This window comes from Kitasatospora sp. NPDC086801, assembly GCF_044745805.1.
GTDB lineage: Bacteria > Actinomycetota > Actinomycetes > Streptomycetales > Streptomycetaceae > Kitasatospora.
Genome location: NZ_JBIVAX010000001.1, coordinates 673187 through 688036 on the forward strand (window position 1 = coordinate 673187; position 14850 = coordinate 688036).

The following is a 14850-nucleotide window of genomic DNA, read 5'->3' on the forward strand; positions in this document are numbered from 1 at the left end:
GGTCGAACAGTTAGGGCGTTTGAAATTTGCGAAAGCAGCCAGAATTCCCACACCGCAAGGTCACATCCTGGAAGCTTGGACTAGTAATACTGGGCTCTCTTGGGCTTCCCATCATCAACAACGTGACAAAGGGCCTTCCGGTAGCGGTATCAGATCCCGGCGATGGCTTCATGAGGATCCAGAATATATCCATAGCACTAACCATCGGCCTCCTTCTGGTCCTACCGGTCGAGATCATCGTTGCCCATTCCCATCGCCGCCGATTGAAACAGTACGAGCGAGAAGTGCAATCGCTCAAGGAGGAAAGGCGGAGGATGCTCCTGATCCAAGCCCAGCAGGAGATGGAGAGAAGAAAAGCCTGGATTGCAGGAATTGAGTCGGGGCAAGCGGCCAGGAGAGGACGGCCTGCTCTTCGTCGGCGAGCGCGGAGCCCCCTTCCGCCGTTCGACCTTCGGCCGCAAGTGGCGCAAGGCCCGCAAGAAGCTGGGGCTCGACCACCTCCGCTTCTACGACCTCCGCCACACCGGCAACGTCCTCGCGCCAGCCTCCGGGACCTCATGGCCTTCATGGGCCACAACTCCCCCCGTACCGCGCTGATCTACCAGCACTCCACCGAGGAGCAGCAGACCAAGATCTCCAACGGCATCAGCGCCGCCGTAGTCGACATCCGCAGCGCCCGGCGCAAGCGAACGACGGGCGATCGCGAGGCCCACGAGACGCTCTGGGAGGAAGCGGAGTAACAACATGAGTGCCCAGGCCAACGACCCAGCTGGCGGTTGATGCCCGTGAGGCGTGGCCCGCCCAAACCATCCGTTGGCTCAGCCGACCTGCGCCAACTAATAGACCTGCGCAGCGCCGTGTGCTGCGGCGCCCGGTACGACCGCTCCTGGCACCGCAGCACACTCATCCGCGTTCCCGGTACCGACCCATCCGGTGGAACTGGCCGACGAGTGCCCGCGGCAGAGAGACATAGCCGAGGGCGCTCCCGCGACCAGTCCGGTCCCGTTCAGCGCGGCATCGACCTCGCGTGCTCCTGGCGCAACTGGGCCCAGGCCGCGACCTGGTCCGGCTCACCGGACGGAAGCTGCCCGCCAGCCCGCTCGACCAGAACCGACGCCGTAGCGATGAACCCCACCGTGAGCGATCGGAGGATTGGGTGGGTCGCCTCGTGGTACCGCCGCACGAGTTCGGCGATAAAGGCCTCCAGGACCGGGATATCGAGTTCGCACTCGTCCTCGATGATCTCACCGATTCCCGGATGCAGCCCGAAAGCAGATGCCACCGCCGCCGCCTCTCCGGTGAACAACCTGGCCACCGTGTTCGACGGATCCCACACGATCTCGTCCCCCACCTGGAAAATACAACTCACTGCGCCCACCTAACTGATACATCTACGCCCGGATTGGCGGCTTTCCAATCCTCGACAGCTTGTTCAACCGCAGCCCTGAACTGGGGCGTTGCTCCCGGCTCCGTGAAGTCCATACCAAGTGGGGCATTCTCGTAACCCTCAAGATAGGGACGAGCGCGGATATAGGAGTCGAGCTTCTTGACAACATTCTTCTGCACCCACTTCTGGGGGTCCATTCGCGGGTCCTGGCCAGTGGCCGTCTTCTCCTCCCAGAGGGTCCCGTTCTCCACCCGATCGATATCGGTGATCGTATCCGAAAGATCAGAGGGATTGTCGACAACGTAGTTAGTGTCACCCTCCCGAGGGGGCCGGACGCGATTCGAGACAGGCTCGCCGCCGGTGTCTCCCCCACCACCGCCACCGCCTCCGTCGGAGTTCATGTTGACCCGATCTGGACCAGCCGCGTCATGCATGATCGTGTTCAGACCAACGCCGGCCATCCCGAGACCGCCGGTGATGGCCACGGCTGAGATGACGTTGACCGGCACACCCAGCACCGCCCCGATACCAGTGACGTCGAGAGCGAAGCCACCGATCTCGCCGCCCGCGCCGAGCACCGCCAGGCCGAGCCCACCTGCCAGCTGGAGCACAGCACCCGGGTCATGCACCATGGCGTTGCCCACCGACGCGAGGTCGCCAAGAACCACCTCTCCGGCCTTCTCGACGAAATGCCCAGCATCGGAGAAGAACCCACCGATGTCGTCGCCCAGGCGGGACCAGAAACCCGGCTTGGGCGGCGCCAGGTCACGGGCCTTCCCAACTTTGGAAGCTGCACTGTCACCAGCAGATGACAGCTGTTCTCTGGCACCGCGCAGCGTTTCACCTGCGGCTGCCTTGTCGCCGGAGTTCCACTGGCTGACCGCTGTAGCTGCCTGGGCCTGTGCCCACACCAGAGTCGAGACATAGCTCTTGAGTGCGTCTGCGGCATCGTGAAATGCGTCGCCAGCTTGGAGCCACTTTCCCGGCTGCCCATGGAATGCGTGGCGGAAGGCGTCTCCGGCGTCTCCACGCCAGCCGTCAACCGTGTCAATCCGTTGGAGTCCGGCTCCTGCCTGATGCAGGTGGTCTCCATAGGAACGCAGTTCGGCCTCGGTCGCGTAGATCGCCGCCGGACTTCCGGGGACCAACGACTTCGGATCGCTCGTGGTCCCGAGTTCGGCCGCCATCAGCGCACTCCGGGATCGGCCCCGGGAGCGGTCGCCATGTTGCCGCTCTGCACGACATGCTGGTGTGCGTCCTGCTCAGCCTTGGTGTACGCATTCACACTGAGCGTCAGCCGACTTCTGATCTCCTTGCCATCCTTGGCAAGGTTGTCCACACCACGATTCCATCGACTCAGGAAATCGGACAGCGTGCTCGCCAGGTGGCCATGACCGATCGCCGACGAGTCATGGGGTATGTCGGCGACCTTCCGCTGGCTCACCTGCTCGAGAGTGCCATTCACGCCTGCGGCCGCGTCCCTTAACGCACCCAGATCTACCGAGTAACCGTCCTGCACCGCATCCCCCTTGCACCCTGCCGGCATCACATCCCGCCCCTGCCGCTGTGGAAACCACCGCGGTGACCTATCCCATCCTGCGATGGGACGATCAAATCTTCTATCGATCAACTACCAAATAAAGGTCAAGAGTTGTGAATCAGCACACCGATCAGGACAGCAGCGGTCGGCGGCAAGCCACGCCCCCGCCTTCCACGGGGCACACAGGCCCGACGACTCGGCTCGCCACGGTGACAGTCGCTTCTCCCCGAGCAGAGGATCGCCGCCAGCCCGGCTCACTGCCGTTAGCGCCTCCATCGCCCCGAGAGCCGCCCTGTGGCTCGGCCTTCCAGTCGCGCAGCGATCGGAAGACGCGTGACTTCAAAGATCACCCAGCCGCGTTCTGGCACGGGTCTGGCACGGCGGGGTCGGATTGGTCTAGACAATGCGAAAGGCCCAGGTCGTATGACCTGGGCCTTTACTGCTGGAGCGGGCGACGAGAATCGAACTCGCGCTCTAAGCTTGGGAAGCTCATGTTCTACCATTAAACTACGCCCGCCTGATGAGCCGTCAGGGACCGCTCAATCCAGTGTCACTGTACCCCATTCGTGACCGTGGTTGCACGGCCCGCCCAGGGGTGCGGCGGAGCGGGGTGGGGGCGGGTGGGGGGCGTACTGTGTGGGCCGCGTAGGAGTGCTCCGGTGGGTGGGTCCGGGGCGGCGAGCCACGATGTGGAATGTCCGGAACATCCCCTAATGTGACGCTGTCCCGGGGCTCGGTCCGCCGGGGCGCGATGAGTACGGGTGAGTACTGGGTTAGGGATGGGAAGGGGATCGATGGAGCAGCGCGCCGTCGTTCGTTGTGCCGAGGGGCACCTGTTCAGCACCACCACGTTCCCGATGCAGAACCTCGGGCCGGGCCGGCTCGGGCCCGGGCGGCTGATCCGCTGTCCGCAGTGCGGACGGTTGCGGAGTTCGGTGCTGGCCGACGCGCGGGAGCTGTCGGCGCCGCAACTGGCCCGGGCGATGCGGCTGGAGGCCGTGGAGTTCCTGGCCTGACGGTCGACACGAGGACGGAACGGGCCCCGGGCGGATTCGTCCGGGGCCGTGTCGTGCACGTAACCTCGAAACGTGCTGCTCTCTGACAAGGACATCCGGACCGAAATCGACCTGGGCCGGGTCGTCATCGACCCGTTCGACCCGGCGATGATCCAGCCGTCGAGCATCGACGTGCGCCTCGACCGCTTCTTCCGCGTGTTCGAGAACCACCGCTACCCGCACATCGACCCCTCCGAGGAGCAGCCGGACCTGACCCGGTTGGTGGAGCCCGACGGCGACGACGCGTTCATCCTGCACCCGGGCGAGTTCGTGCTGGCCTCGACGTACGAGGTCATCTCGCTGCCCGACGACGTGGCGTCCCGGCTGGAGGGCAAGTCGAGCCTGGGCCGGCTGGGCCTGCTGACGCACTCGACGGCCGGCTTCATCGACCCCGGCTTCAACGGTCACGTGACGCTGGAGCTGTCGAACGTCGCGACGCTGCCGATCAAGCTGTACCCGGGGATGAAGATCGGGCAGCTCTGCCTGTTCCGGCTCTCCTCGCCGTCGGAGCACCCGTACGGCTCGGAGCGGTACGGCTCGCGCTACCAGGGCCAGCGTGGCCCGACGCCGTCCCGCTCGTTCATGAACTTCCACCGCACCGACGTCTGATCCGGGCGGAGCGCACGCAACACGGGCGGCTGCCCCTCGCCGATGACGGACGAGGGGCGGCCGCCCGTCGCGTTTCCCGCGTGCTCAGGCCCGCTTGGGGCGTCAGGCCCGCTTGCGGCGTCAGGCCCGCTTGGGGCGGGTGACGGCGACCAGTTCGGTGCCGTCCTCGGAGAGCCGCAGTTCGGTGCGGAGTTCGGCGAGTTCGCCGAGGTGGTGCAGGTGGGTGCCGCCGCAGAAGATCTGCGCGCCGCCCTCGGGCAGTTCGCAGTGCCACTGGCGGCGGGCGGTGAGCTCGGGGCCGGGGACCTCGATGCGGACCGGGGCGTCGGCGGCGACCCAGGCGGCGAGCCGGGCGTTCACGGCTTCGGTGAGGGCGGGCAGGGCGTCGGCGAGGGCGGGGAACTCGTCGGTGGCGTCCGCCGTGAAGCCCTTCTTCTTGAGCGACTTGCCGAGCCGGTAGGTGTCGGTGCTGGCCTCGGTGTCCATCACCGAGGTGGCCATCGCGAGGCTGTCGAAGTCGGGGTGACCGAGGGCGTCGGAGCGGCCCGGGTCCTTGCGCCAGCGCGGTGCGAGGGCCTCGTTGAGGGCGAGGGCGAGCAGGTGGCAGCCGCTGTGCGAGGCGCTGAGGGCGGCCCGGCGGTCGGCGTCGACGGTGAGGACGGCGGTGCGCCCGAGGAGGTCGCCGGGGTCGGTGTCGACGACGTGCAGGACCAGCCAGGACCATTCCTCGTCGCCGCGCCGGACCGGGATGTCGGCGCCGACCAGCGGCGTTCCGCCGTCCGGGCCGACGGCGCCGGTGAGGCAGTCGACGACGGCCAGCTCGGTGCCGTCGACGGTGAGGGTGCCGAGGTCGGCGGGCTGGTCGGGCCAGGTGTGGTCGAGCGGGTGGAACGGGGTGGCCCCGGTCACGACGGCGTGCCGACCGTCCCCCAGCGGGTGCACCGCGATCACCGTCGACTCGCCGGTCACCGCCCCGGCCGGGAAGCTGACGTGCGTGGTGGGGAGGGTCATTCCTGGCTCCGGTGACGTGAAACGGGTGAAGGGGTGGGGGGTGAAGGGGTGAAGGGGCGGAGAACGGGTGAGAGGGGCTGAAGACGGTGGACGGGCCCGGCCTGACCGGGACCCGTCCACCATTCTGCCCTCCGCCCGTCAGCCCAGGGTCGGCAGCTTGATCAGCACCAGCAGCGCGAGCAGTTGCACCGCCGAGGCGGCGGCCGCCTTGCCCCAGGGCAGGTCGTGCACCCGCCGGACCATGCTGGTCAGCAGGTACGCGCAGAACGCCCAGGTCGCCCAGCCGGCGACCTGGACGACCGCGCTGCCCGAGGGCAGCACCAGGTCGAGCAGCAGCCGGGGCGCGTCGGTCAGCCAGCCGATCAGCGCGGCCAGGCCGACCGTCGACTTCCACGGGCCGTCCCCGCCGAGCTGGCGGGCCAGCGCGTAGGTGACGCCGCCGAAGAGCGCTCCGGCCACGGCGAAGCCGATCGCGGCGGCGGCGATGCCGGTCAGCGCGACGGTGAAGGTCGAGTCGACGATGTCGTCGTGGGTCAGGCCTATGCCGAGCACCGCGAGCGCGCCGTACAGCATCGAGACGGTGAGGGCGGGCAGCCAGACCTGGTGGTCGCGGGTGCGGTCGAAGGTCGCGGTGGGGGCGCGGAAGATGCCGATGAGCAGCTCGCGCCAGTGCGGGCGGGGCCCGGCGACGTGCGGGGCGGACTGGCCGCCGGCCCGGTAGACGGTGACGTTGTCCTGGCCGTACGGCGGCTGCTGCTGCGGCCCGTGGCCGTCCTGGCCGTAGCCGTCCTGGCCGTAGCCCTCGGGGCCGTACCCCTCCTGCGGGTACCCGGACTGCCCCGACTGCCCGGACGGCCCGGGGTATCCGGACTGCCCGGGGTATCCGGGGTACTGGCCCTGGTCGTAGTACCCCTGCTGGGAGGGCGCGTACGGGTCGCCGGTGGGGAAGGCCCGGGTGCTGCCGGGCCGGTCGGCGGCGTACGGGTCGTAGCCGCCCTGCGGGCCCGGTGCGCCGGGGCCTCCGGGCGTGCCGTCGGGGCCGTCGGCCACACCCCGGTGCGGGGCCGTGAAGTACTCCGGCCCGTCCGTCTGCCCGTGCCCCCCGGGCCCCGCCGGCGGCGGAGGGGACGCCCACCCGCCGTGCGGGTCGGCGCCCTGCCCGCTGTCGTATTGATTACCAGCCACGCTCTGACGGTACCCGTCCGGCCCAGTCCGCGTGGGGCCTGGACGGAGCCGGGGCCGGTTTGCAGCGAGCCTGAGACGAACGCGGCCGAAATCCCGCCGCCGGGCGGCGCCACGGCCGGCCCGGCGGCAGCGCCCCGGCCCGGGCGCCTACCGCTGTGCGCTGACCGAGGGCCCGTGCACCGAGGCGGCCGCGGCGGTGCCGGCCGGGCAGCCGCCCGGGCCGGCCGAGGTGCGGACCGCGCCGACCGGCAGCAGGGTGCCGCAGGCGATCCGGATGCCGTTCGGCAGCTCGTTGTCGGACTCGACGACCGCGCCGTCGCCGATCACCGCGCCGTCCAGCGCCGAGCGGGCGCCGACGGTGGCGAAGGCGCCCACGATGGAGTCCTTGACCAGGGTGTCCGGGCCGACCACCGCGCCCGGCAGGATCACGCTGCCCTCGACGATCGCGCCGGCCTCGATCACCGCGTCCTCGGAGACCACGGTGCCGCCGCTGAGCACCGCACCGGGGTGGACGGTGGCGCCGGGCAGCAGCAGGGCGTCGCCGGTCGGGCCGGGGACGGCCGGGGAGTCGACCTTGCCGAGCACCAGGTCGGCCGAGCCGCGGACGAACGCGGCGGGGGTGCCGAGGTCGAGCCAGTACGAGGTGTCGACGACGCCGCGCAGCAGCGCGCCGGTGGCCAGCAGCTCGGGGAAGGTCTCGCGTTCGACGGACACCTCGCGGCCGGCCGGGATGCGGTCGATGACGGACCGGGTGAAGACGTAGCAGCCGGCGTTGATCTGGTCGGTGACGATCTGCTCGGGCGTCTCCGGCTTCTCCAGGAACTCCAGCACCCGCCCGTTCTCGTCGGTCGGGACGAGGCCGAAGGCGCGCGGGTCCTCGACCCGGGTGAGGTGCAGGGTGACGTCGGCCCCGGCGGCCACGTGGCCGTCGCGCAGGGCGGCGATGTCGACGCCGGAGAGGATGTCGCCGTTGAAGACCAGCACGGGCTCGTCGGGGCCGCAGGTCAGCCCGGACGCGGCGTTGCGGATGGCGCCGCCGGTGCCCAGCGGCTCGCGCTCGGTCAGGTAGACCAGCTCGATGCCGTACGGGGTGCCGTCCTGGAAGTGGTCCTCGAAGACCTCGGCCAGGTACGAGGTGGCCAGCACGACGCGGGTGACGCCGGCGGCGGCCGCGCGGGCCAGCTGGTGTGCGATGAAGGGGACGCCTGCCACCGGCAGCATGGGCTTGGGGGTGTGGGTGGTCAGCGGACGCAGTCGCGTGCCCTTACCACCGACCAGCATGATCGCCTCGGTCATGGTCTGCGCTGTTCCCCTTGTGCTCTCCGCGGCCCGGCCCGGCGGGCCGATACCTCCGTCGGTGGTCTGGACCCGTCCGGGCGTCCGGAACGGGTCGACCGGCACGAGGCCGGTCTGGCGTCTACTGTATTTCCTCCCAACGGGCGCAGACTCAGGCGACCGTGCGATTGGCACCACTCCCCTACGAGTCCCGCCCGGGATCCGCCCGGGATCCGGCCCGCCACGGCCCGCCACGGCCCGCAAAAAGCCCGGCCCGGCGGGCGCTCTCACGGCGACCACCGGGCCGGGTGTTGTAGCAGAACTGTCGAACAGAGGACGCTACGCGTCCACCGTCGCAGGCTCCTCGGCGGCGGCCGGCGGGGTCGCCTTCACCGAGTCGAGCAGCAGCTGGGCGACGTCGACCACCTTCAGGTGTTCCTTGGCGGCGCCCTCGTTCTTCTTGCCGTTGACCGAGTCGGAGAGCATCACCAGGCAGAACGGGCAGGCGGTGGAGACGATGTCCGGGTTGAGGGACAGCGCCTCGTCCACGCGCTCGGTGTTGATCCGCTTGCCGATGCGCTCCTCCATCCACATCCGGGCACCGCCGGCGCCGCAGCAGAAGCCGCGCTCCTTGTGCCGGTGCATCTCCTGCTGGCGCAGACCGGGGACCTTGTCCATGATCTCGCGCGGCGGGCTGTAGACCTTGTTGTGGCGGCCCAGGTAGCAGGGGTCGTGGTAGGTGATCAGGCCCTCGACCGGGTTGACCGGGACGAGCTTGCCCTCGTCGATCAGGTGCTGCAGCAGCTGGGTGTGGTGGATGACCTCGAAGTGGCCGCCCAGCTGCGGGTACTCGTTGGCGATGGTGTTGAAGCAGTGCGGGCAGGTGGCGACGATCCGCTTGACCGGAGCGTCCTCCAGGGCCGCGTTCAGCGTCTCGACGTTCTGCGCGCCGAGCATCTGGAAGAGGAACTCGTTGCCCAGCCGGCGGGCGGAGTCACCGGTGCAGGACTCCTCCTTGCCGAGGATGGCGAACTTCACGCCCGCGGTGTGCAGCAGCTCGGCGAAGGCCTTGGTGGTCTTCTTGGCGCGGTCCTCCAGGGCGCCGGCGCAACCGACCCAGTAGAGGTACTCGACCTCGGCGGGGTCGATGTCCTCGCCGATCACCGGCACCTCGATGCCGGTCTCCTTCTTGAGCTCCTTGACCCAGTCCAGGCGGGCCTTGGTGGCCATGCCCCACGGGTTGCCCTTGTTCTCCAGGTTCTTGAGCATCGCCCCGGCCTCGGTCGGGAACGAGGACTCGATCATCACCTGGTAGCGGCGCATGTCGACGATGTGGTCGATGTGCTCGATGTCCACCGGGCACTGCTCGACGCAGGCGCCGCAGGTGGTGCAGGACCACAGGACGTCCGGGTCGATGACGCCGTTCTCCTCGGCGGTGCCGATCAGCGGGCGCTCGGCCTCGGCCAGGGCGGCCGCCGGGACGTCCTTGAGCTGCTCGGCGGTGGCCTTCTCCTCGCCCTCCACGTCCTTGCCCCCACCGGCCAGCAGGTAGGGCGCCTTGCCGAAGGCGTGCTCGCGCAGGCTCATGATCAGCAGCTTCGGCGAGAGCGGCTTGCCGGTGTTCCAGGCCGGGCACTGCGACTGGCAGCGGCCGCACTCGGTGCAGGTGGAGAAGTCGAGGATGCCCTTCCAGGAGAAGTGCTCAACCTGGGAGACGCCGAAGACGGCGTCCTCGGCCGGGTCCTCGAAGTCGATCGGCTGACCGCCGCTGGTCATCGGGCGCAGGGCGCCGAGCGCGGTGCCGCCGTCCTCCTCGCGCTTGAAGTAGATGTTGAAGAAGGCGAGGAAGCGGTGCCAGGCCACGCCCATCGAGGGGTTGATGCCGATGGTGATCGCCCACGCGAACGAGATGCAGATCTTCAGCATCGCGAAGAGGTAGATCAGGTTCTCCAGCGTGCCGTGCGACAGGCCGCTGAAGGCGGAGACCAGCGGGTACGAGACCAGGTGCTCGGGCCCGTACGAGTCGACGCCGTTGAGGGCGCCCTCCAGGGCGCGCAGCATCAGGATGCAGAGGCCGATGCCGAGGATCGTGTACTCGACGTAGAAGGCCTGCCAGGCGATCGAGCCGGCGAAGCGGGACTTGCGGCCGGACCGGGACGGCAGGCTCATCAGCCGGATCACGATCAGCGTCGCGATGCCCAGCGTGGTGAGGGTGCCGACGAGCTCGACGAAGAGCTGCCAGAGCATCCAGTGGCCGATGATCGGCAGCGCGAACTCGGCGTCGAAGAGCTGGCCGAAGGCGTTGACGATGGTCAGCACCAGACTGAAGAACCCGACCGCGACGAACCAGTGGGCGATGCCCACGATCCCCCAGCGGTTCATCCGGGTGTGGCCGACGAACTCGACCGCGACGGTCTTCACCCGCTGGGCGGGCTGACCGAAGCGGGTGGAGTCCGGCTGGCCGGTCCGTACCACTTCGTAGATGTACAGCGCCGCACGGGCGGCGAGCGCGGTGCCGATCACGAACGTGACCAGCGAGATGACGATCGCTGCTAGCTGCATCGGCTCTCCGTCTCCTGCGGCTTGCTGTTGAGCAGTCTTTGAAAGGTCTTGTGTGGAAAGGAGTGTACTCGTCGGTAACTTGCCGGGTCGACGGCCCGGACATTACCGCCCGCCACCAGTTCTCCAGAAGGTTCCCAAGCTATGGCGGCAGTCACGTGGCGCCACACACGCCGTGGGCGCGGGAAGCCTACCGCTCAGCAAAGTTGAGCGACGGCGACTCATCCCTGTTGACGGCACCCATCCGGTCATGCATCCTTGAGCCCGTAAAGCTCAACTCTTCCGTGGAGGTATCTACGATGGCACGCGCGGTCGGCATCGACCTCGGTACGACGAACTCGGTCGTCAGCGTTCTGGAGGGTGGCGAGCCCACCGTCATCACGAACGCCGAGGGCGCGCGGACCACGCCGTCCGTCGTCGCTTTCGCGAAGAACGGCGAGGTCCTGGTCGGCGAGGTGGCCAAGCGCCAGGCGGTCACCAACGTCGACCGCACCATCCGCTCGGTCAAGCGCCACATGGGCACCGGGTGGAAGATCAACCTGGACGGCAAGGACTTCAACCCGCAGCAGATCAGCGCCTTCGTGCTGCAGAAGCTGAAGCGGGACGCCGAGGCCTACCTGGGTGAGACCGTCACCGACGCCGTCATCACCGTCCCGGCGTACTTCTCCGACTCCGAGCGCCAGGCCACCAAGGAGGCCGGTGAGATCGCGGGCCTCAACGTCCTGCGCATCGTCAACGAGCCGACCGCGGCCGCCCTGGCCTACGGCCTCGACAAGGACGACCAGACCATCCTGGTCTTCGACCTCGGCGGCGGCACCTTCGACGTCTCCCTGCTGGAGATCGGCGACGGGGTCGTCGAGGTGAAGGCCACCAACGGTGACAACCACCTCGGTGGTGACGACTGGGACCAGAAGGTCGTCGACCACCTGGTCAAGGTCTTCCAGGCCGGCCACGGCGTCGACCTGTCCAAGGACAAGATGGCCCTGCAGCGTCTGCGCGAGGCCGCCGAGAAGGCCAAGATCGAGCTGTCCTCGTCCTCCGAGACCTCGATCAACCTGCCCTACATCACGGCCTCCGCCGAGGGCCCGCTGCACCTGGACGAGAAGCTCACCCGCGCTCAGTTCCAGCAGCTCACCTCCGACCTGCTGGAGCGCTGCAAGGTCCCGTTCCACAACGTGATCAAGGACGCCGGCATCTCGCTCTCCGAGATCGACCACGTCGTCCTGGTCGGCGGCTCGACCCGCATGCCCGCCGTCGCCGAGCTCGTCCGCGAGCTGACCGGCGGCAAGGACGCCAACAAGGGCGTCAACCCGGACGAGGTCGTCGCCATCGGCGCCGCGCTCCAGGCCGGTGTCCTCAAGGGCGAGGTCAAGGACGTCCTGCTGCTCGACGTCACCCCGCTGTCCCTCGGCATCGAGACCAAGGGCGGCATCATGACCAAGCTGATCGAGCGCAACACCACGATCCCGACCAAGCGCTCCGAGATCTTCACCACGGCCGAGGACAACCAGCCGTCCGTGCAGATCCAGGTGTACCAGGGCGAGCGCGAGATCGCGGCGTACAACAAGAAGCTCGGCATGTTCGAGCTGACCGGCCTGCCGCCGGCCCCCCGCGGCCTGCCGCAGATCGAGGTCACCTTCGACATCGACGCCAACGGCATCATGCACGTCGGCGCGAAGGACCTCGGCACCGGCAAGGAGCAGAAGATGACCGTCACCGGCGGCTCCGCGCTGCCGAAGGACGACATCGAGCGCATGATGCGCGAGGCCGAGCAGTACGCGGAGGAGGACCACAAGCGCCGCGAGTCCGTCGAGACCCGCAACTCCGCCGAGCAGCTCGTCTACTCGACCGAGAAGTTCATCGCGGACAACACCGACAAGCTCCCCGCCGACGTCAAGGCCGAGGTCGAGACCGCCATCGGCGAGCTCAAGGAGGCCCTGAAGGGCGAGGACATCGCGAAGATCCGCGAAGCCTCGGAGAAGGTCTCCACCACCGCGCAGAAGCTCGGCCAGGCGCTGTACGCCAACGCCGACGCCGCCGGTGCCGCCCCGGCCGGCGAGTCCACCCAGGCCAAGGACGACGACGTCGTCGACGCCGAGATCGTGGACGACGAGAAGCCCAAGGGCGGTGCGGCATGACGGACAAGCCGCAGGGCGGCAAGCCCGGCGACGACTCCGCCGCCGACGAGGCTGTGATCAAGGCCGCCGAGGAGGCCGCCGCGGCCGGTGCCGCCGACTCCGGCACCGGCTCGGGCTCCGACGAACTCGCCGTTGCCAAGCGGGAGTTGGCCGAGCGCACCGGTGACCTGCAACGCCTGCAGGCCGAGTACCAGAACTACCGCAAGCGGGTCGAGCGCGACCGGCTGACGGTCCGCGAGATCGCGGTCTCCAACATCCTGGAGTCCCTGGTCCCGGTGCTGGACGACATCGGCCGCGCCCGCGAGCACGGCGAGGTCACCGGCGGCTTCAAGTCCGTCGCCGAGTCCCTGGAGACGGTCGTCGCCAAGCTGGGCCTCCAGCAGTTCGGCAAGGAGGGCGAGCCCTTCGACCCGACCATGCACGAGGCGCTGATGCACAGCTACTCCTCGGACGTCACCGAGGACACCTGCGTGCAGATCCTCCAGCCCGGCTACCGCATCGGCGAGCGGATCATCCGCCCCGCCATGGTCGCCGTCGCGGAGCCCCAGCCGGGTACCCAGACCACGGCCGCGCCCGACGGCGAGGCGAAGCCCGGGGACACGGACAAGTCCGACGGTGGCTCGGACAGCTGACAACCTGTGACAGCTGACAACCAGTGCGCTGCGGAGTCGTACGCCGGCCAGTACGGCGGCCGACTCCGCAGCGCGTTGTCAACAGCACCCGGCGGTGCGGCTGTTGACAGCGCAGCGAGGATGGACATCGGGAGGTGGCGGCAGCTATGAGCAAGCGCAGCGAGCGAATCGTTGGAAGGTGCGTGTTGCGCGAAGCGGCTGCCGAGCGGAGCGAGGTGGACGCATGAGCAAGCGCAGCGAGCGAATCGTTGAAAGGTGCGTGTTGCGCGAAGCGGCTGCCGAGCGGAGCGAGGTGGACGCATGAGTGGCAAGGACTACGTGGAGAAGGACTACTACAAGGTCCTCGGCGTGCCCAAGGACGCCACCGCCGCCGAGATCAAGAAGACCTACCGCAAGCTCGCGCGTGAGTTCCACCCGGACGCCAACAAGGGCGACACCAAGGCCGAAGAACGCTTCAAGGACATCTCCGAGGCCTACGACGTCCTGTCCGACGAGAAGCGCCGCAAGGAGTACGACGAGGCCCGCAGCCTCTTCGCCAACGGCGGCTTCCGGGCCGGCGGCCCCAGCCAGGGCAACGGCAGCTACAGCTTCGACTTCGGCGACCTCTTCAGCGGCAGCCAGAACACCGGCAGCGGCGGGATCGGCGACGTCTTCGGCGGGCTCTTCAACCGCGGCGGCGGCCGACAGGCCCAGCCCCGGCGCGGCGCCGACGTCGAGACCGAGGTGACCCTCGCCTTCGACGAGGCCGTCGACGGTGCGACCGTCCCCCTGCGGATGACCAGCCAGGCCCCCTGCCGCACCTGCAACGGCACCGGCGCCAAGTCCGGCACCACCCCGCGGGTCTGCCCGACCTGCGTCGGCGCCGGCACCGTCAGCCGCGGCCAGGGCGCGTTCGCGCTCTCCGAGCCGTGCAAGGACTGCCGCGGGCGCGGCATGATCGTCGATGACCCGTGCGTCGACTGCCACGGCAGCGGCCGGGCCAGCTCGGCCCACACCATGCAGGTCCGCATCCCGGCCGGGGTCCAGGACGCCCAGCGCATCCGGCTCAAGGGCAAGGGCGCCCGAGGCGAACGCGGCGGACAGCCCGGCGACCTCTACGTCACCGTGCACGTCGACCCGCACCCCGTCTTCGGGCGCAAGGGGGACAACCTCACCGTCACCGTCCCCGTCACCTTCCCCGAAGCCGCCCTCGGCGGCACCATCGAGGTGCCCACGCTCAACGGCCCCGCCGTGAAGCTCAAGCTGCCCCCGGGCAGCGCCAACGGCCTCACCATGCGCGCCCGCGGCAAGGGCGCCACCCGCAAGGACGGCACCCGCGGCGACCTCCTCGTCACCGTCGAGGTCGTGGTGCCGCGGCACATCACCGGGGACGCGCTGAACGCCCTGGAGCAGTACCGCGAGGCCACCGCCTCCGACGACCCACGAGCCGCTCTCTTCCGGGCGGCGAAGGGAGCGTGAC

The 14850-nt window shown here is 69.0% G+C and carries 12 protein-coding genes, 1 tRNA gene and 1 pseudogene; 6 read left to right on the top strand and 8 right to left on the bottom strand.

Annotated features, from left to right (window positions below):
- Positions 1 to 566 precede the first annotated feature (566 nt).
- A complete protein-coding gene (locus ACIPLC_RS03060) occupies positions 567 to 740 on the top strand; it encodes a hypothetical protein (protein WP_400470457.1) in 174 nt (57 codons plus the stop codon).
- A gap of 266 nt (positions 741 to 1006) precedes the next feature.
- Here the strand turns inward: ACIPLC_RS03060 and ACIPLC_RS03065 are convergent, their stop codons facing one another.
- From ACIPLC_RS03065 to ACIPLC_RS03080, 4 genes are all read right to left on the bottom strand, one after another.
- Positions 1007 to 1351: a DUF6086 family protein gene (locus ACIPLC_RS03065; protein WP_400470460.1), complete on the bottom strand. Its 345-nt coding sequence runs from the start codon at positions 1349 to 1351 to the stop codon at positions 1007 to 1009.
- Between the two features lie 14 nt (positions 1352 to 1365).
- Entirely contained in the window at positions 1366 to 2574 is a 1209-nt protein-coding gene (locus ACIPLC_RS03070; RefSeq protein ID WP_400470462.1) for a WXG100 family type VII secretion target, read from the bottom strand.
- Entirely contained in the window at positions 2574 to 2906 is a 333-nt protein-coding gene (locus ACIPLC_RS03075; RefSeq protein WP_400470464.1) for a hypothetical protein, read from the bottom strand. Before ACIPLC_RS03075 ends, ACIPLC_RS03070 begins: the two co-directional genes overlap by 1 nt.
- Positions 2907 to 3370: 464 nt before the next feature.
- Positions 3371 to 3444: transfer RNA gene (locus ACIPLC_RS03080), tRNA-Gly, on the bottom strand.
- A 277-nt stretch (positions 3445 to 3721) separates the two neighbouring features.
- Between ACIPLC_RS03080 and ACIPLC_RS03085 the strand changes: the two genes are divergently transcribed.
- Complete coding sequence (locus tag ACIPLC_RS03085) at positions 3722 to 3943, top strand: hypothetical protein (protein ID WP_400470467.1); 222 nt, start codon at positions 3722 to 3724, stop codon at positions 3941 to 3943.
- Positions 3944 to 4015: 72 nt separating this feature from the next.
- Positions 4016 to 4591: a dCTP deaminase gene (dcd, locus tag ACIPLC_RS03090; RefSeq protein WP_400470469.1), complete on the top strand. Its 576-nt coding sequence runs from the start codon at positions 4016 to 4018 to the stop codon at positions 4589 to 4591.
- 120 nt (positions 4592 to 4711) lie between these two features.
- On the opposite strand, the gene ACIPLC_RS03095 is transcribed toward dcd, so the two are convergent.
- The 4 genes and pseudogenes from ACIPLC_RS03095 to ACIPLC_RS03110 all read right to left on the bottom strand — a co-directional run bounded on the left by ACIPLC_RS03095 (position 4712) and on the right by ACIPLC_RS03110 (position 10624).
- Positions 4712 to 5602 carry a metal-dependent hydrolase gene (locus ACIPLC_RS03095; RefSeq protein WP_400470472.1) on the bottom strand — a complete coding sequence of 297 codons (891 nt, stop codon included), beginning with the start codon at positions 5600 to 5602 and terminating at the stop codon, positions 4712 to 4714.
- 138 nt (positions 5603 to 5740) lie between these two features.
- On the bottom strand, positions 5741 to 6787 hold the full coding sequence (locus ACIPLC_RS03100; RefSeq protein WP_400470475.1) for a YIP1 family protein: 1047 nt from the start codon (positions 6785 to 6787) through the stop codon (positions 5741 to 5743).
- Between the two features lie 222 nt (positions 6788 to 7009).
- A pseudogene (locus tag ACIPLC_RS03105) lies at positions 7010 to 8083 on the bottom strand (sugar phosphate nucleotidyltransferase); the annotation flags it as partial.
- Positions 8084 to 8401: 318 nt separating this feature from the next.
- Positions 8402 to 10624 (bottom strand): (Fe-S)-binding protein, encoded by a 2223-nt coding sequence (locus ACIPLC_RS03110; protein WP_400470478.1) that lies wholly within the window; start codon positions 10622 to 10624, stop codon positions 8402 to 8404.
- A 296-nt stretch (positions 10625 to 10920) separates the two neighbouring features.
- On the opposite strand from ACIPLC_RS03110, the gene dnaK reads away from it, so the two are divergent.
- From dnaK to dnaJ, 3 genes are all read left to right on the top strand, one after another.
- Entirely contained in the window at positions 10921 to 12759 is a 1839-nt protein-coding gene (gene dnaK, locus ACIPLC_RS03115) for a molecular chaperone DnaK (RefSeq protein ID WP_400470481.1), read from the top strand.
- Positions 12756 to 13391: a nucleotide exchange factor GrpE gene (grpE, locus tag ACIPLC_RS03120; RefSeq protein WP_400470484.1), complete on the top strand. Its 636-nt coding sequence runs from the start codon at positions 12756 to 12758 to the stop codon at positions 13389 to 13391. The genes dnaK and grpE overlap by 4 nt, the downstream gene beginning before the upstream one ends.
- A gap of 300 nt (positions 13392 to 13691) precedes the next feature.
- A complete protein-coding gene (dnaJ, locus tag ACIPLC_RS03125; protein ID WP_400470487.1) occupies positions 13692 to 14849 on the top strand; it encodes a molecular chaperone DnaJ in 1158 nt (385 codons plus the stop codon).
- Position 14850 lies beyond the last annotated feature (1 nt).

Bases quoted from the DNA above. Each gene is read 5' to 3' on its own strand.
- ACIPLC_RS03095 (WP_400470472.1), bottom strand. From the start codon at position 5,602: ATGACCCTCCCCACCACGCACGTCAGCTTCCCGGCCGGGGCGGTGACC.
- ACIPLC_RS03060 (WP_400470457.1), top strand. From the start codon at position 567: ATGGGCCACAACTCCCCCCGTACCGCGCTGATCTACCAGCACTCCACC.
- ACIPLC_RS03110 (WP_400470478.1), bottom strand. From the start codon at position 10,624: ATGCAGCTAGCAGCGATCGTCATCTCGCTGGTCACGTTCGTGATCGGC.
- dnaJ (WP_400470487.1), top strand. From the start codon at position 13,692: ATGAGTGGCAAGGACTACGTGGAGAAGGACTACTACAAGGTCCTCGGC.
- ACIPLC_RS03085 (WP_400470467.1), top strand. From the start codon at position 3,722: ATGGAGCAGCGCGCCGTCGTTCGTTGTGCCGAGGGGCACCTGTTCAGC.
- dnaK (WP_400470481.1), top strand. From the start codon at position 10,921: ATGGCACGCGCGGTCGGCATCGACCTCGGTACGACGAACTCGGTCGTC.
- ACIPLC_RS03070 (WP_400470462.1), bottom strand. From the start codon at position 2,574: ATGGCGGCCGAACTCGGGACCACGAGCGATCCGAAGTCGTTGGTCCCC.
- grpE (WP_400470484.1), top strand. From the start codon at position 12,756: ATGACGGACAAGCCGCAGGGCGGCAAGCCCGGCGACGACTCCGCCGCC.